Consider the following 17,203-nt stretch of genomic DNA (forward strand, 5'->3'; position numbering starts at 1 on the left):
AGGCCTGCCGCGGCGGCTCAGGTGCGGTTGGCGAGCGCGGTGAAGTCGTGCTTTTCCATTAGCCAGGATACGCCGAAGCCGGCAACCAGGCCCCAGAAGGCGGCGCCGATGTTGAACATGCCGATGTCGGCGACGGTGACGATCAGGCTCACCAGCGCGCCGAGCGTGAACTTGCCGCCGCCGAACGAGCCCAGGAAGGCGGCCTGCAGCACGCGCAGCATGGCCAGGCCGCCGAGCACCATGATGAACTCCTTGGGAGCGGCCAGCATCAGGCCGGTGAAGGTCGGCGCCAGCAGGCCGAACAGGACGCCGAAGAGCCCGAAGGTGAGCGCGGCGGTGTACTGGCGGTCCATCCTGCCCGAGGAGGTCATCAGCGCATTGCTGGGGCCGGTCAGGCAGGTGCTGACCGCGCCGACCATCGCGCTGAAGAACGCCCCGACGCCGCACGCGACGGCAATCGCATTGACCGGCGGCTCATGCTGGGCGCCCCTCAGCACCGCGGTCCCCTGGCCGTTCTGCACCACCAGCACGGTGATCGCCAGCGGCACGACCAGCTCGACCAGCGCCCCCAGCGACCATACCGGGGCCTGCACCACCGGCTGGGCGAAGGCGAGGCTGCCGAGCGTCGAGGTGTCGACACGACCGAGCGCACCGATCAGCAGCGCGCCGATCAGCAAGGCGCCGATCACCGGCGGCATGCGCTTCGCCCACGCCGGACTCGCCGACAGCAGCAGGAAGGCGATGATCATCGGCGCGGCGATCGCCACGTCGCTGTCGAGCGCGCGCACGATGTCCAGCCCGAAGCGCAGGAACACCCCCGCCACCATGCCCATCACGATCGGCATCGGCAGCGCCGACATCACCCGCTTGACCCAGCCGCTGGCGCCCATCACCAGCACCAGCAGGCTGGTCGCGTAGAAGGCGCCGATCACTTCGGCGAAGCTCAGGTGCTGCAGCGCGGGACCGACCAGCACGGTGCCGGGGATCGTCCACGCAAAGCCGAGCGGCATCCGGTAGCGCAGGCTCATCGTGAGCGTGACCAGGCCATTCACGAAGAACACGCCGAACACCCAGGAGGCCAGCTCGGCCTGGCTGAGGCCGCCGCGGGTCCCCACGGACAGGATCACGGCGAGCGGACCGGTCGCCGAAAAGATGAAGGCGATCAGGCCGTTGGCGAAATAGGTCAGGCCGAAGTCGTCGAGGATGCGGCGCAGCCCCGGGGCGGGGCCGGCGGGGCGTTCGAGGTGGGCGAGCATGGCGTTCGAGGGGGCTGGGGTCGAGGGTGTCGGGCTGTGGATGATCGCTGTTTGCTATCGACAGATAAAGACGCATAAAACAACTACACTATTTGGTTTATACGAATAATCGCCGCCATGGATCGTCTGCAGGCCATGCGCCTCTTCACCCGCATCGTCGAGCTCGGCAGCTTCAGCCGCGCCGCCGAGCAGCTCGGCCTGCCGCGCGCGTCGGCGACGCAGATCATCCAGCAGCTCGAGGCCCACCTCGGCGTGCGCCTGCTCGCGCGCACCACGCGGCAGGTCACCCCGACCGTGGACGGCGCGGGCTACTACCGGCGCTGCCTGCGCATCCTCGCCGACCTCGACGACGCCGAGGCCGAGTTCTCGCAGGCCGCGCATCACCCGCAGGGGCGCATCCGCATCGACCTGCCCGACTCCTTCTGCCGGCTGCTGCTGATCCCGGCCCTGCCCGACTTTTACACGCGCTATCCGCTGGTCCGCATCGAGATCAGCGTCGGCGACCGCCAGATCGACCTCATCCGCGAGGGCGTGGACTGCGTGCTGCGCATCGGCGAGCTCGGCGACGTGCCGCTGCACGCGCGCCGGCTCGGACGCCTGCGCCAGGTGACGTGCGCGAGCGCGGGCTACCTCGCGCAGCATCCGCTGCCGCAGGGCCTCGAGGACCTGGAGGCGCACTGGATGGTGGATTACGTCTCCGCCTCCACCGCGAAGTCGCTGCCGCTGGAGTTCGAGGTGGAGGGCCGCATCGAGCTGCGCAGCCTGCGCTCGCGGCTGGCGGTGAACAACGGCGGTGCCTACGTGGCCGCCTGTGCGGCCGGCTTCGGTATCGTCCAGGTGCCCGACTACCACGTGCGCGAGCCGCTGGAGCAGGGTCGCTTCGTCGAGATCCTGCCCGCGTTCCCGCCGCCCGTGCTGCCGGTGCACGCGCTCTACCCGGCGGACCGGCCCTTGTCCGCGCGCGTGCGGGTGTTCATCGACTGGCTGGCGGAGCGTTTCGGCGGAGCGGCGGCAGGCTGAGCCGGGCGCGTCCGCCCTGTCGTGCGCGAGTGCCCGTTCGCCGCGTCCGCGTCCGCGGAGGACCTGCCGCCCGATCAGCCCGGCTGCGTCACCGCGAGGCGCACGCCGAAGCCGACGAAGACCAGCCCGGTGAGCCGATCCAGACCGGCGATCACCGCCGGACGGCGCAGCACCGGGGCGATGCGGCGCGCGAGTGCGATCAGGAGGGCGAACCAGAGCAGGGACATGAGCACGTGGATGGTGGCGAGCAGGAAGATGAAGCTCGCCACCTGCACTCCGGCCGGCACGAACTGTGGCAGCAGGGTCAGGTAGAAGATGCCGACCTTGGGGTTGAGCAGATTGGTGAGGAAGCCGGCGGCGAAGGCCGCGCCCGGCGTGCCGCCGCCGTCGCCCGCGGCGCCGGGATCGGCCTCCGCCCGGCGCGGGGCGAGCAGCAGGCGGGCGCCGAGCCAGCCGAGGTAGAGCGCGCCGATCCAGCGCAGCGCGTCGAAGAGCAGGGTCGAGGTGGTGATCAGCGCGGCCAGCCCGAGCGCGACCGCGCCGCCCCAGATCAGGCAGCCCGCGGCGATGCCGAGCGCGGCGCCGGCGGCGCGGCGGGGGTCGCCGGCGATCGCGGTGCGCAGGACGAGGGCGGTGTCTACGCCCGGCGTGGCGGCGAGCAGCGCCGCGGCGAGCGAAAAGGCGAGCAGGCTCTGGGTGACGGTCATCGGGGGGATCCGTGCGACAAGACGCGGGGCGGGCCGTGGACGGGGGCGGCAGCGCGCAGCGGGCGGAGGATTGCGAGTTGCGGCGCAGATCGCGCCAAGACGTGCGATTGTATCCCCACCGTCCCGACAACCCACCCCATCCGCAAGCCTCCTCCCCCGCGCGCAGTCTGCAGGAGCGACGCAAGTCGCGATCGGGCGGTCGAATTGCGCGGGCGCTCCCGGAGCGGTCGCAATCGCGACTTGCGTCGCTCCCATGGAAACCGTCACGCCTGCGGTGCCGCGCCGCGATCGCGACTCGCGTCGCTCCCGCAAGACCCGCCGCGCTGCCGGGCCCGCGTCGTAGGAGCGACGCAAGTCGCGATCGGGCGGTCGAATTGCGTGGGCGCTCCCGGAGCGGTCGCAATCGCGACTTGCGTCGCTCCCACGGAAGCCGTCACGCCTGCGGTGCCGCGCCGCGATCGCGACTTGCGCCGCTCCCGCAAGACCCGCCGCGCCGCCGGGCCCGCGTCGTAGGAGCGACGCAAGTCGCGATCGGGCGGTCGAATTGCGTGGGCGCTCCCGGAGCGGCCGCAATCGCGACTTGCGTCGCTCCCACGGAAACCGTCACGCCTGCGGTGCCGCGCCGCGATCGCGACTCGCGCCGCTTCCGCAAGACCCGCCGCGCTGCCGGGCCCGCGTCGTAGGAGCGACGCAAGTCGCGATCGGGTGGTCGAATTGCGCGGGCGCTCCCGGAGCGGTCGCAATCGCGACTTGCGTCGCTCCCACGGAAGCCGTCACGCCTGCGGTGCCGCGCCGCGCCGCGCCGCGATCGCGACTCGCGCCGCTTCCGCAAGACCCGCCGCGCCGCCGGGCCCGCGTCGTAGGAGCGACGCAAGTCGCGATCGGGCGGTCGAATTGCGCGGCGCTTCCGGAGCGGCCGCAATCGCGACTTGCGTCGCTCCCACGGAAACCGTCACGCCTGCGGTGCCGCGCCGCGATCGCGACTCGCGCCGCTCCCGCAAAACCCGCCGCGCCGCCGGGCCCGCGTCGTAGTAGCGACGCAAGTCGCGATCGGGCGGTCGAATTGCGCGGCGCTTCCGGAGCGGCCGCAATCGCGACTTGCGTCGCTCCCACGGAAACCGTCACGCCTGCGGTGCCGCGCCGCGATCGCGACTCGCGCCGCTCCCGCAAAACCCGCCGCGCCGCCGGGCCCGCGTCGTAGTAGCGACGCAAGTCGCGATCGGGCGGTCGAATTGCGCGGCGCTTCCGGAGCGGCCGCAATCGCGACTTGCGTCGCTCCCACGGAAACCGTCACGCCTGCGGTGCCGCGCCGCGATCGCGACTCGCGCCGCTCCCGCAAGACCCGCCGCGCTGCCCAGCCCGCGTCGTAGGAGCGACGCAAGTCGCGATCGGGCGGTCGAATTGCGCGGGCGCCTCCGGAGCGGTCGCAATCGCGACTTGCGTCGCTCCCACGGAAGCCGTCACGCCTGCGGTGCCGCGCCGCGATCGCGACTCGCGCCGCTCCCGCAAGACCCGCCGCGCCGCCGGGCCCGCGTCGTAGGAGCGACGCAAGTCGCGATCGGGCGGTCGAATTGCGTGGGCGCTCCCGGAGCGGCCGCAATCGCGACTTGCGTCGCTCCCACGGAAACCGTCACGCCTGCGGTGCCGCGCCGCGATCGCGACTCGCGTCGCTCCCGCAAGACCCGCCGCGCTGCCGGGCCCGCGTCGTAGGAGCGACGCAAGTCGCGATCGGGCGCGCCGGGTGCGGCGGGGCGCGAGGTTTCACGCGCGCCGGCGCATCGTCTCGTTGGCGGCCTCGGCGGCCGGATGGAGCAGGCCGAGGCTGCGCAGGCGCGCGGCGCTCCAGCCGTGGCCGAGCAGGATCATGCGGGTGTCGAGTTCGGCTGCACGCGTCGGGGCGACGCTGGCGCCGAGGTCGTGCATGCGCTTGGTGCGCAGCGCGACCCAGCGCAGGGGGTGGCGGCGGGCGAGGGCGTGCCACAGCGCGTGCGCGCCGGCGGACTGGCGGGCGCCGCTGACCAGACAGAAGCCGCGCCCGAGCGCCCAGTCATACACCGCGCTGGCGATGCCGCGGCCCTGGTAGGCGGGGGCGTACTTGGAGTGCGGTGAGCGCACGTGGCGGTCGGTGCGGCGGTCGACCTCGATCAGGCGGTTGAACACCGTGTAGCCGGCGAGGCACCCACGCGCGACGTCTTCCACATAGACGTAGTGCTCGCCGTCGGCCTCGCGGTGGTGGAAGACCAGGTCGGGCAGCAGCGTGGGCAGGCGGGTGCAGGCGTGCAGGGCGTCGCCGGGGGTGTGGAGCCGGCCGTGGAGGGTGTCGAGTTCGGCCTCGATGGCAGTGTCGGGCGGGCTCACGTCGATGCGCAATTCCATGCGCGGCGGCCGCAGCATGCGACGCAGGACGGTAGCGAGCGCAGTGCCGAGTGCGGTGCGCAAGGCCACGGCCGGCCCGGCAACGAACGGCGGCGGCTGCGGGAAGGCCAGCACCGAGCGCGGTGAGAGGCTGGCGCGGTGGGAGAGCGGGGTGTGGCGGGCGGGCAGGCCGCGCAGGTGCAGGGCGAGAGTGTTCATGACGCGTCCTCCGTTCAGCACGGCGAGGGGCCGGCCCACCAGCCGCTCATCAGGCCCTCGGGGCGCTGCGGCGCGCTCACCCGCGCGCTCGCCTCCCAGGCTTCCATCTGCACGTCGAGACCGGCGAACACGCCATAGCCGGTGCCGGCACGGATCGCCTCGCCCGCCGCCAGGCTCTCGCCGGCACGGATCGCGCCCGCAGCGGCGATCACGCCGCCGGCCTTGATGCCCCAGCCGGCCTCGAGGTGCATGCCGGAACGGATCGAGCCGCCCGCGGCGATGCCCTGTGCGGCGCGCAAGGTGTTCTCGACCTGGATGTCGCCGCCCGCCTGCAGGCCCTTGGCGCAGCGCACGCCCTCTTCGGCCTGCAGGTCGAGGCCGACGTACGCGTTGCCGGCGACGCGCAGGCGCCCGCCGCAGCGCAGGTCCCAGCCGGTGCGCAGATCGCCGTCGCAGCGCAGCTCGCCCGCGCAGTCCACGCCCCAGCCCACGCGCAGGTCGCCGCCGATCTGGAGGCCGGCCTCGGCGCGCACGCTGCCTTCCACACGCAGGTCGGCGCCGATGTGGACTTCGCCACCCGCGCGCACCCCGGCACCGGCCTGCAGCGAGCGGCCGACACGCAGCACACCGTCGACGTCCACGCCGCCGCGCACCTCGAGGGTGCCGGCGAACACGATCGCGTCGGCCTCGATCGCGTCGACCACGCGCAACTCGTCGGTGGGGCCGAACTGCTCGAGCAGCCAGCAGGCGTCGCCGACGCGGCCGGCGGCGACCATCTCGTCGAGCATGGCCTGGTAGTCGCCGCCTTCGCCGAACTGGCGGACGAACCAGCGGAATCCATCGGTACAGGGCCGCTTCGCCCTGACGAAACTTCTTGTGAGAACCATCGCATCACCCTCGTGCATCGCATCGCCACGCGGCGGGCGTGGCGTTCCGGGTGCAGCCCCGTGGGGCAGTGCCGATGGCCGGGAGGATCCGGATGGACCGCGGCCGGACCGCCAGCCTGGTCGATGAGCGGTCGATGGGCGGGAAGCTGGAGAAAGACCCGCGGCGGCTGCACGTTGAACGGGAGGCGCGGCGTGCGCGTCCCGGGCAAGGTGCCGTGCGGGGGTGGGGCTCAGCCCCTTTGGTGGCCCCGCACGGCCTGGGAAAGCACGGCGGGAGACCCTGTGACCTTGAATGCGAGCTGGGTCGCGAGATCGCGCAGCGGCGACACGATGCCGCGCGCACGCACACGCACGCCCGCGCGCAACGCGGCGCGACGATGGGCGGAACGAAGGCGGGCGGGCAGGGTCATGCGGCGCTCGATCGGTGGAAAGAGGCGACATTGTAGGCCAGGAGGTGGGGCATTGTCCCCCCCCCGCCCGGTCCGCGCCGCCCCGGCTCGGCGGATTCGGCGCCGAAGATCGCGAATGCGCCGCTCCTTCGGCAAGGATGCATCCCGCGTCGCCCCGGGGCAGGTGACGCGGCGGCGGTGGCGACCGGGCGCATTTCCGATTACCTTGCCGGGCGATGAAGACTCCCGCCAATCCCATCTCCGCGAGCGGCCGCACGGCGCTTGCCCATTTCCGCGAGGCCGCACGATGAGCGGCCAGTTCCGCCTGCTGCGGGAGCGCCGCTTCCTGCCCTTCTTCCTGACCCAGTTCCTCGGCGCCTTCAACGACAACGTCTACAAGAACGCGCTGGTGGTGCTGATCACCTTCCAGGCCGCGCGTCTGGGGGCGGACTCGCCCGGGGTGCTGGTGAACCTCGCCGCGGGTGTCTTCATCCTGCCCTTCTTCCTGTTCTCGGCCACCGCCGGCCAACTCGCCGACAAGTACGAGAAGAGCCGCCTGATCCGCGCCACCAAGCTGCTCGAGATCGCCGTAATGGCGCTTGCGGTGGTCGGCTTCGCCCTGATGTCGCTGCCGCTGCTGCTCGTCGTGCTGTTCCTGATGGGGGCGCAGTCGGCACTGTTCGGGCCGGTCAAGTACGCGATCATCCCGCAGCAGCTCGCCGACGACGAGCTGGTGGGCGGCAACGCGCTGGTGGAGGCGGCGACCTTCGTCGCCATCCTCGCCGGCACCATCGTCGGCGGCCTGCTGGTGGCGGGGGATGCCGGGCCCGGCCGTGTGGCGGTCGCGGTGCTCGCGATCGCGCTGCTCGGCTGGTGGTCCAGCCGCGCCATCCCGCCCGCGGCGGCGGCCGACCCCGGGCTGCGGGTGAACTGGAATCCGGTGACGCAGACGCGCGAGATGCTGCGCTTCATGCTCGAGGCGCGCGCGGTCTTCGTCGCCATCGTCGGCATCTCGTGGTTCTGGTTCTACGGTGCCGTGTTCCTGTCGCAGTTTCCCGGCTTCGCCGCGGATCATCTCGGCGGCGACGAGCGCGCGGTGACGCTGCTGCTGGCGCTGTTCTCGGTCGGCATCGGCGCGGGCTCGCTGTTGTGCGGGCGCCTGTCGCGCGGGCGGGTGGAGCCGCGCATGGTGCTGCCGGGGGCGATCGGGCTGAGCCTGTTCGCGCTCGACCTGTGGTGGGCGAGCCCGGCGGCGGGCGCCTTCCCGCCCGGCCAGGGGCTGGATGCGCTGTTTGCCCGCGCCGAGGTGTGGCGGGTGGTGTTCGACCTCGTGATGATCGGGGTGTGCGGCGGCTTCTTCATCGTGCCGCTGTATGCGCTCGTGCAGCAGCGCTCCGCGCCGGCGCACCGCGCGCGCGTGATCGCCGGCAACAACATCCTCAACGCGCTCTTCATGGTTGCCGCCGCGGCGATGGGCATCGGGCTGCTGGCCGCGGGCTTCGCGGTGCCGCAGCTCTTCCTGGCCACGGCCTTGCTCAACGCGCTGGTCGCCGCGCTGCTGTTCGCCCGCGAGCCCGCCTTCCGCCAGCGCGGCGGCCCCCCGTAGGAGCGACGCGAGTCGCGATCGCAGCGCTCGATCGGCGAGGGCGCGAAAGTTCTGGGCGGCCTGATCGCGACTTGCGTCGCTCCCACAAAACCACCGCATCCGGTGCGAGCGGTAGGCGCGACGCAAGTCGCGATTCGAAAATGCGACCGCATCCGGTGTGAGCGGTAGGAGCGACGCGAGTCGCGATCGCGGCGCGGGCTGAGGCACGGCGCCGGCTGGAGGATCGGAGATCGCGGCTCGTGTCGCTGCTGCGCAGGATGCCGGCCCACGCTACATTCCCGCGCCGAAACGTGGAAAGATGCAGCCCATCCGTCCCAATGACGAGGTCCCCCGCAATGAACCCCGCATCGCAAGCGACCCCTGGCGACCGTCCTTCCCCCGCTTACTCCTCCGCCGGCAGCCCTGCGCCCCTCTTCCCGCGCACCCCGCTGCTCTCCGGCACCGATATCGAGGCCAAGCGCGCCGAGCTGCTGCATTACTTCCACGCCACCTTCGACCGCTACGAGTCGCTGTTCGAGGTGCTCACCTGCGACGAGGCCTACTACCGGAAACCGATCAGCCTGCGCCACCCGCTGATCTTCTACTTCGGCCACACCGCCACCTTCTTCATCAACAAGTTCATGCTCGCCGGCCTGATCGAGCAGCGCATCGACCCGCGCCTGGAGTCCATGTTCGCCGTCGGCGTCGACGAGATGAGCTGGGACGACCTCGACGACGCGCGCTACGACTGGCCGAGCGTGGCCGAAGTGGCCGCCTACCGGGGCAAGGTGCGCGCGGTGGTCGAGCGCGTGATCCGCGACATGCCCTTCACCTTGCCGATCGGCTGGAAGGACCCGTTCTGGGCGGTGGTGATGGGCATCGAGCACGAGCGCATCCACCTCGAGACCTCCTCGGTGCTGATGCGCCAGCACGCGCTGCAGTACGTGAAGCCGCATCCCGCCTGGCAGCCCTGCGCCGAGCATGGCGAGCCGCCGGCCAACGCGCTGGTCGACATCCCCGCCGGCACGGTCACGCTCGGCCGCAGCTTCGACGAGCCGATCTACGGCTGGGACAACGAGTACGGCACGCACCGCGCCGAGGTGCCGGCCTTCCAGGCCGCCCGCCATCTGGTGACCAATCGCGAATACCTCGGCTTCGTCGAGGCCGGCGGCTACGCCGACGACAGCGTCTGGGACGAGGAGGGCCTGGGCTGGCGCAGGTTCGCCCGCGCCGAGCACCCGACCTTCTGGGTCCCCGACGCTGCGGGCTGGAAGCTACGCCTGATGACCGAGGAAGTGCCGATGCGCTGGGACTGGCCGGTGGAGGTCAACTGTCTGGAGGCGCGCGCCTTCTGCCGCTGGAAAGCGCGCGAGACCGGCCAGCCGGTGCGCCTGCCCACCGAGGACGAGTGGAACCGCATCCACGACCACGCGGGCCTCGCCGATGTGCCGCACGACGCCCCCGCCAACGCCAACCTGCATCTGGACCACTGGGCCTCGAGCTGTCCGGTGACGCGCTTCGCCCACGGCGAGCTCTTCGACGTGGTCGGCAACGTCTGGCAGTGGTGCGAGACCCCGACCTATCCCTTCGATGGCTTCGACGTGCACCCGATCTACGACGACTTCACCACGCCGACCTTCGACGACCGCCATGCCATCATCAAGGGCGGCAGCTGGATTTCCGCCGGCAACGAGTCGCGCCACGCCTCGCGCTACGCCTTCCGCCGCCATTTCTTCCAGCACGCGGGCTTGCGCTACGTCGTCAGCGAGGCGCCGGTGATCAACCCGGCCTCGAGCTACGAGACCGACACCCTGCTGTCGCAGTACGCCGAGTTCCACTACGGCGACGAGGCCTTCGGCGTGCCCAACTTCCCGAAGGCGCTCGCCGACATCGCGATCGCGGCCCAGCGCCGCTTCGGCAAGGGCCGCTTCGGCCGCGCGCTCGACCTCGGCTGCGCCACCGGTCGCGCCAGCTTCGAGCTGGCGCGCGCCTTCGAGCGCGTGGTCGGCATCGACTTCTCGGCGCGCTTCATCCAGGCTGGCGTCAAGCTCGCCGAGACCGGCGTGCTGCGCTACACGATGCCCGACGAGGGCGAGCTGGTCACCTACCACGAGCGCCGGCTCGACGCCCTCGGGCTGGCCGGGACCGCCGGCCGCGTCGAGTTCTGGCAAGGCGACGCGTGCAACCTCAAGGACGTGTTCACCGGCTTCGACCTCATCCTCGCCGCCAACCTGATCGACCGCCTGTACAGCCCGCGCCGCTTCCTCGCCGACGTGCCGCGGCGGCTCAAGCCCGGCGGCCTGCTGCTGCTCGCCTCGCCCTACACCTGGCTGGAAGAGCACACCAAGCGCGAGGAGTGGATCGGCGGCTTCAAGAAGGATGGCGAGTCGTACACGACCCTCGACGGGCTCAAGGACCTGCTCGCCGCCGACTTCGAGCTGGTGCAGGGGCCGCAGGCGGTGCCCTTCGTGATCCGCGAGACACGGCGCAAGCACCAGCACACGCTGTCGGAGCTGACCGTCTGGAGGAAGCGCTCCTGAGCCGCCCCGCGCCGCGCTCGTCCGTCGTGCCATGCGGCGGGGCGCGGCCGGCTTGCAAGCCCACGACCGCGGGCTATGCTGGAAGCGTGACCCGCATGGCGGTGCTCCCGGAGGGCCGGGGATCGTCACCGGGCGAAGCGCCCACGGTGGCTTCCGCCGGCGTGGTTCATCGAGCCTGACATGAATCCCCTGGTCGATTCGATCCTGCGAGGTGGAGCGCTGGCCGTGCTGGCCTTGGCAGGCGGGTGCGCGCACGTGTGGGTCGATGCCGAGGGGCAGCGGCATTTGCTCGGCTGGATGCATCTGACCCTCCCGCCGGCGCAAGGCGCGGTCGCCGGGGAGACCTTGCGCGTGCAGACCCTGGGCCTGGGCTGGACTCGTGCCGAGGCGGGCAGCGCGCTCGTGCTGGGCTATGCGGACACCACGCTCGGATTCCTGCGCGATGGCGCCTGCCTCGCGCCCGCTGCAGATCGAACGGAGGTCGTCAGATGAGCACTCGCCGCGTTTCGATCCTCCTGTCGCTCGCGCTGATGGTCGCCGGCTGCGCGAGTCGGCCGGACACCGTGGTCTTCGTGACCAAGAGCTCCCTCGGCGTGGACGTCGAGCAGACGCCGCCATCGGCCAGCATCGCCTACGATCGCGTCGAGGGTTATTTCGGCCCGCGCTACGAGAGCGGCGCGGTGCCGCCCGTGTTGGCGGTGTTCATGACCAACGGGCAGCTGCTCGATCGCCAGGTGAAGCAGCTCTATGCCACCGGCGACGCCGCCCGCGCGTTGCTCGCGCCCGCGGCGCCGCTGCCGTCCGATCCGGAGCAGGGGGGCGACTTCAAGCCGATGTTCTTCGGCAGCTCGACCACGGTGGGCCTGAAGATCGGCTACGAGGCCGGCGGCAGCACCTCCACCTTCACCCTCGGCTACAAGCGCAAGGAGCTGTCGGTGATCCCGGTGAACGCAGGCCGCTTCCCCTCGGTGCTGGCGACCCTGCAGACCGATGTCGACGCCCGCAGCGCGACCGACTCGCGCTTCGGCGCCGGGCAGCTGTTCGCGACCGGCGCCGCCGCGACCGCCCTCGCCGCGCGGCCGGAGGTCCGGGACGTCTTCCTGACCAAGGCCGACGCCGCGCTGAACGCCTATCGCAGCGAGGAACGCCAGCAGTCCCGGCACGCCCTGGTCACGCTGGGCTGCCTGGCCGCGCTGCCCGATGCGAAGCTGCCCGCGGTATGGCGGAACGCCGAGGCGCTGGGGGTCCTGGACCAGGAAGCCGGTGCCGGCGCGTTCGCCAGCCTGGGCCCGGATGCCGCGCGCGAGCGCTATACCCGCTACCTGGCGCTGCTGGACGCCGATTCCGCGGACGCCACGACGCGTCTGTCCCTGCACCGCCAGTACGTGTGCGGCCTTGCCGGGCGTTGATCCCCGAACCCGAAGGAGCGAGCCATGGAACGCATCATTCCCTGCACGGATTGCGCCGAGAAGACGCTCGACGTCGAGCAGCTCGGCTTCCGGGTCACCAGCTGCGATCCCCATCCCGAGCGGCCCGGGTTCTGCGTGCTGCGCTTCGAGGATCGCAGCGCCACGCCGGCGGCCGGGGCAAGCCTCGCAGCCCCCGCCGCAGCGGCGCGCGCGGGGAGGGGGGCGGTCGCCGGTGGCGTCACCGCCACCCAGGCGGCGGTCGCCAAGGCGATCGTCAACCTGTTCGAGACCGGGGAGGTGCTGGGCCAGTACGGGAAGGTGACGCTGATCCCGGGCGATACCGGCCACCTGACCTTCGGCCGATCGCAGACCACGCTCGGCTCTGGCAACCTCGCCAAGCTGCTGCAGCAATACTGCGCCAACCCCGGGGCACGCTTCGCCGGCCGGCTGGCGTCCTACCTGCCGCGCTTCCTGGCCATCGACGAGAGCCTCGACGACGATCCCCGCCTGCACAACGTGCTGCGTGCGACCGCCGACGATCCGGTGATGCGCGATACGCAGGATGCGTTTTTCGATCGGACCTACTGGGAGCCTGCGCTGCGCGCGGCCGCAAGCTTGGGCGTGCACACCCCGCTCGGCGTGGCGGTGGTGTACGACAGCGCCGTGCACGGCTCCTGGCTGGCGATGCGCGACCGCACCACGCGCGCGGTCGGCGAGCCCGCGGCGGTGGGCGAGCAGGCCTGGATCGACGCCTATGTGCGCACGCGACGAGCCTGGCTGGAGGGCCACGCGCGCGCCGACCTGCGCCAGACGGTGTATCGCATGGAAGCGTTCGGACGCCTCATCGACCAGGGCTTCTGGGGGCTCGAGATGCCGCTCGTGGTGCGCGGCAGGGAGATCTCGAGCGTGACGCTCGCCGCCTTGCCGCCCGGCTGCTACGACGGGCCGCAGCCGGGTTCGCGCCCCTTGACGCTGGCGACCCCGCTGGCGCGCGGGCTGGATGTCCGCCTGCTGCAGCTCGGCCTGTCCGACCGGGGCGTGGACATCCTCGCCGATGGCATCTTCGGGCGGACCAGCTTCAACCTGCTCAAGGCCTGGCAGGCGCAGCACGGGCTGGCGGCCACCGGCATCGCGGACCCCGCCCTGATCGGCGAGTTGACGGCCTGAGGGGGCGGGTCGATGAAGCGCGCGAAGACGCTGTGGATGGTGGCGCTGGCCGTGCTGCTGCTCGTGGCCGGCCTGTACGCGGGCGAAAGGCGCGGCGTGCCGGCGCCAGCGCCGGCTCCGGCCCGCACTGCGGTCGAGGAGATCGTCCTGGTCGCGAACGAGGTCGTGGAGGCCTTTGTGCGACGCGACGGCGAACGCCTCGCGGGCAGGGCGCATCCGCACAAGGGCGTGCGCTTCTCGCCCTATGCCTACGTCGATGTCGAGGAGGATCGCGTCTTCCTGCCCGCACAGCTGCGCCACTTCTGGGACGACGCCACGGTCCACGTGTGGGGCCATGCCGACGGCAGCGGCGAGCCGATCGCCTTGACGGCCGCGCAGTATGTCGAGCGCTTCGTGCTCGACCGCGACTATCGCGGGGCGGGCAGGATCGGTGTGAATGTCGACCAGCAGCGCGGCAACACTGCCGACAACGCTGCCCAAGCGTATCCGCAGGGAACACGGGTGGAGTACTACGTCGAGCCCGCGCCGGGTGGCGGGGCCGCGGCCTTCGACTGGAGCGCCTTGCGCCTGGTCTTCGAGCAGGTGGACGGACGCTGGCTGCTGGTGGGGGTCATCCACGACCAATGGACGACCTGATCGGGCCTGGAATCCGCTTGTCGGGGCGCATCGACGGCCTATATTGAAGGGTATCCCGCATGGGCGTCACCGTCCTGCGGGCGCACCCAGGACAGGAAGGAGGGCTGCAAGATGAACGGAACGACCGAAAAACGCGAACCCGACGAGCAGGAGATCGACGTGTGCGACCGCCCGGTCCAGGAGACCGAGGCGACGCCCGACGAAGACCTTCCCGCCGCCGAAGGGGGGGTAGCCTGACATGCCATTCCAGCTGACATGGTTGCCGGTCGTTCTGAGGGACGCCGGCTTGAAGGTCGCGGAGGTCGATGGCTGGCCGAACCGCGGACGGAGCGAAATGGGTGTCGTCAAGGGCGTGATCTGCCATCACACCGCCGGTCCGCGGAGCGGAAACATGCCCAGCCTCGGGGTACTCAAGAACGGGCGTGCCGATCTGGCGAGGCCGCTGGCGCAGCTCGGTCTCGGGCGGGACGGCACGTTCTACGTGATCGCCGCGGGAAGGGCCAATCACGCGGGGCGGGGCGAGTGGAAGGGCATCACTGACGGCAACGGCAGCTTCATCGGCATCGAGGCCGAGAGCACCGGAATCGGTGATCCGACCAAACCCGGGTTCGAACCCTGGCCCGAGGTGCAGCTCGACGCCTATCGTCGCGGCGTGGCCGCCATCCTGGCGCATCTCGGCCAGGATGCCGGGATGTGCTGCGGTCACAAGGAATATGCGCTGCCGAAAGGGCGCAAGAGCGACCCGCACACGCTCGACATGGAGCGTTTCCGCAGCGAGGTCGCGGCCCTCATGAGCGGCGCGGCTGCGCCCGTGCCCTCGATCCCGCGCAAGGATGCGGAGGATCGACCCACCATCCGGCGCGGCGCGACGGGCAATCCGATCTTTCTGGTGAAGGAAGTCCAGCGCAAGCTCGGCTTCGGCGCACAGCAGGTGGATGGCGCCTTCGGCCCCCTGACCGAGGCGGCGATGCGGCGCTTCCAGCGCGCGCACGGCCTGGTGCCGGACGGCATCGTCGGTCCGCGGACCTGGAAGGCGCTCGACACCGTGGCGATCGGCCCCTGATGTCTGCCGACCCGGTTTCCGTCGCGGGCATCGACGGGCCCGCCGCCCTGCGGGACCGTGCCCTCGGTGCCCTGCTCGGAGCCTTCATCGGCGACGCGCTGGCGCTCGGCCCGCACTGGTACTACGACCTCGACGAGCTGCGCGCGCGCTACGGGCCGTGGATCACCGGCTATACCGCGCCCATGCCCGACCACTACCATGCGGGCATGAAGGCGGGCGAATCCTCGCAGGCCGGCGTGCTGCTGAGGCTCACGATGGAGTCGCTGGCCGAATGCGGCGGCTACGACGAGGCCGACTTCTGCCGCCGCATGGACGAGGATTTCTTTCCACGACTCGACGGCACGCCGATGCAGGGGCCCGGCGGCTACACCAGCCAGTCGATCCGCGAGGCCTGGCGCAAGCGCATCCGGCAGGGCCTGCCCTGGGGCCGGGTGGCCGGCAACGCCGACACCACCGAGGCCGCCGAGCGCACGCTGGCGATCGCGGTGCGCTACGCCCTCGACCCCGCCGCGCTCGCCGACGCCGTCACCCGCAACACGGTGCTGACCCAGACCGACGGCACCGTGGTGGCGATGACCGTCGCCTTCGGCGCGGTGCTCGGCATGCTGGTCGAGGGCCACAAGTTCGACGCGGCGATCTCGGCCAAGCTGATGGCGCGGGTGAAATCCGGCGCGCTGCCCTTCCACACCGTGACCGCGGGAAACCTCCAGGCGCCGCGCCCCGGTGCCGCCGAGGCCCCGACCGCCGGCCGCTTCCCGTCGCCGGATGCGCTGCTCACGCAGTCGTCGATCGCGCGCGCGGCGCACAACCCGGACGTGCGCATCGAGCCGGCGTGGAAGGTCGCGCTGGTGTATGGCATGCCCTGCGCGGTGTATCACCAGTTTCCGGCGGCGTATTACCTCGCGGCGCGCTTCGCCGACGACTTCGAGTCGGCGGTGCTGCATGCGCTCAATGGCGGCGGGCAGAACCTCGCGCGCACCATGCTGACCGGTGCGCTGGTGGGGGCGCAGGTCGGTCTGGCGGGGATCCCCACGCGCTTCGTGAAGGGGCTCGTGGATCACGCGGCGCTGCTTGCGCTGGCGGGACGGATCGGGCCGGGCCGGGTCCTGTAGGCGCGACGCAAGTCGAGATGCATGGCGTGCCGATACCCGCCACGCCGGGCTCCTCCGCCGCTGTCCGCCGCACCGCGCTCCTTCGTGCCGCCGCAAAATCCGCTCACGATCCGGGGGGCTGCGAGGCGTCGTCGCCCGCCCCCGGCCTGCGATAATGCAGGCGTCGATGTCGGGCGCGCTTCCGCGCCCGCACGCCGAACCACGAGGACCGCCCCGATGACCCCGATCCGCGCTGCCGCGCTCGCTCTTGTCCTGACCTGCGCCGTGCCGGCCGCGCACGCGCTGGACGACCTCCGCCCCGGCCTGTGGGAGTTCCGCTCCACCCGCCTGAGCTTGGCCGGCCTGCCCGACATGGCGGCGCAGATGGACATGCTGCAGCAACACATCAAGGGCCTGCCGGCCGACACCCGGCGCATGCTGGAGCAGCAGATGCAGCAGCGCGGGGTGAGCCTGGGCGCGGACGGCAGCGTGCGCAGCTGCATCACACCCGCGCAGGCGCGCCAGGACAACGTCTTCGCCGGCAAGGTCGAGGGCAACTGCACGCTGACGCGGGTCGAGCGTAGCGGCAACACCATCCGCGGCAGCCTGCGCTGCACCGATCCGGACGCCGAGGGCGATTTCCACGCGCGCGTCGAAGGCCCGGAGCATTTCACGACCCGCGTGAAGCTCGCCTCGGTGCGCGGCGACCTCGATCTCGAGACGGATGCGCGCTGGCTCGGTGCGGGCTGCGGGGCGGCGGCGGTCGCGCCGAAGCCGGCGCGTTAGCGCGCTGCTGACGGAAATCCGCGCTCGCCTTTTGCGTGCGAGCGTGATGGATTGCGGCCACACCGCGCTTTCATGCTACGCGTTGCGGGGCGT

Annotated in this window: 16 protein-coding genes; 11 read left to right on the forward strand and 5 right to left on the reverse strand. The window is 71.6% G+C overall.

The window, feature by feature from the left end; translation table 11 throughout:
• Positions 1–17: 17 nt before the first annotated feature.
• Entirely contained in the window at positions 18–1,256 is a 1,239-nt protein-coding gene (locus tag PO78_RS07960) for a benzoate/H(+) symporter BenE family transporter (RefSeq protein ID WP_043743097.1), read from the reverse strand.
• Positions 1,257–1,373: 117 nt separating this feature from the next.
• Here PO78_RS07960 and PO78_RS07965 point away from each other — a divergent pair, with 117 nt between their 5' ends.
• Entirely contained in the window at positions 1,374–2,276 is a 903-nt protein-coding gene (locus PO78_RS07965) for a LysR family transcriptional regulator (protein ID WP_004313300.1), read from the forward strand.
• 74 nt (positions 2,277–2,350) lie between these two features.
• On the opposite strand, the gene PO78_RS07970 is transcribed toward PO78_RS07965, so the two are convergent.
• The 4 genes from PO78_RS07970 to PO78_RS22220 form a co-directional block, all read right to left on the reverse strand.
• Entirely contained in the window at positions 2,351–2,983 is a 633-nt protein-coding gene (locus PO78_RS07970) for a LysE family translocator (RefSeq protein ID WP_012586025.1), read from the reverse strand.
• 1,761 nt (positions 2,984–4,744) lie between these two features.
• Positions 4,745–5,557, reverse strand: a complete 813-nt coding sequence (locus tag PO78_RS07975; protein WP_012586024.1) for a hypothetical protein — start codon at positions 5,555–5,557, stop codon at positions 4,745–4,747.
• 14 nt (positions 5,558–5,571) lie between these two features.
• A complete protein-coding gene (locus PO78_RS07980; RefSeq protein WP_043743251.1) occupies positions 5,572–6,444 on the reverse strand; it encodes a hypothetical protein in 873 nt (290 codons plus the stop codon).
• Positions 6,445–6,674: 230 nt separating this feature from the next.
• The gene (locus PO78_RS22220; RefSeq protein ID WP_012586022.1) at positions 6,675–6,854 is read right to left on the reverse strand and encodes a hypothetical protein; all 180 of its coding nucleotides are present in this window, start codon (positions 6,852–6,854) and stop codon (positions 6,675–6,677) included.
• A gap of 286 nt (positions 6,855–7,140) precedes the next feature.
• Between PO78_RS22220 and PO78_RS07990 the strand changes: the two genes are divergently transcribed.
• From PO78_RS07990 to PO78_RS08030, 10 genes are all read left to right on the forward strand, one after another.
• On the forward strand, positions 7,141–8,439 hold the full coding sequence (locus PO78_RS07990) for an MFS transporter (RefSeq protein ID WP_043743100.1): 1,299 nt from the start codon (positions 7,141–7,143) through the stop codon (positions 8,437–8,439).
• A gap of 335 nt (positions 8,440–8,774) precedes the next feature.
• The gene (ovoA, locus tag PO78_RS07995; protein ID WP_043743101.1) at positions 8,775–10,958 is read left to right on the forward strand and encodes a 5-histidylcysteine sulfoxide synthase; all 2,184 of its coding nucleotides are present in this window, start codon (positions 8,775–8,777) and stop codon (positions 10,956–10,958) included.
• 180 nt (positions 10,959–11,138) lie between these two features.
• Complete coding sequence (locus tag PO78_RS08000; RefSeq protein ID WP_004311293.1) at positions 11,139–11,450, forward strand: hypothetical protein; 312 nt, start codon at positions 11,139–11,141, stop codon at positions 11,448–11,450.
• Positions 11,447–12,367, forward strand: coding sequence for a hypothetical protein (locus PO78_RS08005; protein WP_004311291.1), 921 nt, complete (start codon positions 11,447–11,449; stop codon positions 12,365–12,367). Before PO78_RS08000 ends, PO78_RS08005 begins: the two co-directional genes overlap by 4 nt.
• Before the next feature lie 24 nt (positions 12,368–12,391).
• The gene (locus PO78_RS08010) at positions 12,392–13,534 is read left to right on the forward strand and encodes a chitosanase (protein WP_004311289.1); all 1,143 of its coding nucleotides are present in this window, start codon (positions 12,392–12,394) and stop codon (positions 13,532–13,534) included.
• A 12-nt stretch (positions 13,535–13,546) separates the two neighbouring features.
• Positions 13,547–14,170 (forward strand): hypothetical protein, encoded by a 624-nt coding sequence (locus tag PO78_RS08015; RefSeq protein ID WP_043743103.1) that lies wholly within the window; start codon positions 13,547–13,549, stop codon positions 14,168–14,170.
• Positions 14,171–14,281: 111 nt separating this feature from the next.
• Entirely contained in the window at positions 14,282–14,407 is a 126-nt protein-coding gene (locus PO78_RS23530; RefSeq protein WP_004311285.1) for a hypothetical protein, read from the forward strand.
• A gap of 1 nt (position 14,408) precedes the next feature.
• Entirely contained in the window at positions 14,409–15,233 is an 825-nt protein-coding gene (locus PO78_RS08020) for a peptidoglycan recognition protein family protein (RefSeq protein ID WP_043743107.1), read from the forward strand.
• Entirely contained in the window at positions 15,233–16,345 is a 1,113-nt protein-coding gene (locus tag PO78_RS08025) for an ADP-ribosylglycohydrolase family protein (protein ID WP_043743108.1), read from the forward strand. Before PO78_RS08020 ends, PO78_RS08025 begins: the two co-directional genes overlap by 1 nt.
• Positions 16,346–16,561: 216 nt before the next feature.
• Positions 16,562–17,110 (forward strand): DUF3617 domain-containing protein, encoded by a 549-nt coding sequence (locus PO78_RS08030; RefSeq protein ID WP_043743110.1) that lies wholly within the window; start codon positions 16,562–16,564, stop codon positions 17,108–17,110.
• The last annotated feature ends 93 nt before the right edge of the window (positions 17,111–17,203 follow it).

It is taken from the genome of Thauera sp. SWB20 (assembly GCF_000831325.1).
Classification (GTDB): domain Bacteria; phylum Pseudomonadota; class Gammaproteobacteria; order Burkholderiales; family Rhodocyclaceae; genus Thauera; species Thauera aminoaromatica.

Bases quoted from the DNA above. Each gene is read 5' to 3' on its own strand.
- PO78_RS07965 (WP_004313300.1), top strand. From the start codon at position 1,374: ATGGATCGTCTGCAGGCCATGCGCCTCTTCACCCGCATCGTCGAGCTC.
- PO78_RS08025 (WP_043743108.1), top strand. From the start codon at position 15,233: ATGTCTGCCGACCCGGTTTCCGTCGCGGGCATCGACGGGCCCGCCGCC.
- PO78_RS07970 (WP_012586025.1), bottom strand. From the start codon at position 2,983: ATGACCGTCACCCAGAGCCTGCTCGCCTTTTCGCTCGCCGCGGCGCTG.
- PO78_RS08015 (WP_043743103.1), top strand. From the start codon at position 13,547: ATGAAGCGCGCGAAGACGCTGTGGATGGTGGCGCTGGCCGTGCTGCTG.
- ovoA (WP_043743101.1), top strand. From the start codon at position 8,775: ATGAACCCCGCATCGCAAGCGACCCCTGGCGACCGTCCTTCCCCCGCT.
- PO78_RS08030 (WP_043743110.1), top strand. From the start codon at position 16,562: ATGACCCCGATCCGCGCTGCCGCGCTCGCTCTTGTCCTGACCTGCGCC.
- PO78_RS08010 (WP_004311289.1), top strand. From the start codon at position 12,392: ATGGAACGCATCATTCCCTGCACGGATTGCGCCGAGAAGACGCTCGAC.
- PO78_RS08000 (WP_004311293.1), top strand. From the start codon at position 11,139: ATGAATCCCCTGGTCGATTCGATCCTGCGAGGTGGAGCGCTGGCCGTG.
- PO78_RS07975 (WP_012586024.1), bottom strand. From the start codon at position 5,557: ATGAACACTCTCGCCCTGCACCTGCGCGGCCTGCCCGCCCGCCACACC.
- PO78_RS08020 (WP_043743107.1), top strand. From the start codon at position 14,409: ATGCCATTCCAGCTGACATGGTTGCCGGTCGTTCTGAGGGACGCCGGC.
- PO78_RS23530 (WP_004311285.1), top strand. From the start codon at position 14,282: ATGAACGGAACGACCGAAAAACGCGAACCCGACGAGCAGGAGATCGAC.
- PO78_RS07990 (WP_043743100.1), top strand. From the start codon at position 7,141: ATGAGCGGCCAGTTCCGCCTGCTGCGGGAGCGCCGCTTCCTGCCCTTC.
- PO78_RS08005 (WP_004311291.1), top strand. From the start codon at position 11,447: ATGAGCACTCGCCGCGTTTCGATCCTCCTGTCGCTCGCGCTGATGGTC.
- PO78_RS07980 (WP_043743251.1), bottom strand. From the start codon at position 6,444: ATGGTTCTCACAAGAAGTTTCGTCAGGGCGAAGCGGCCCTGTACCGAT.
- PO78_RS07960 (WP_043743097.1), bottom strand. From the start codon at position 1,256: ATGCTCGCCCACCTCGAACGCCCCGCCGGCCCCGCCCCGGGGCTGCGC.
- PO78_RS22220 (WP_012586022.1), bottom strand. From the start codon at position 6,854: ATGACCCTGCCCGCCCGCCTTCGTTCCGCCCATCGTCGCGCCGCGTTG.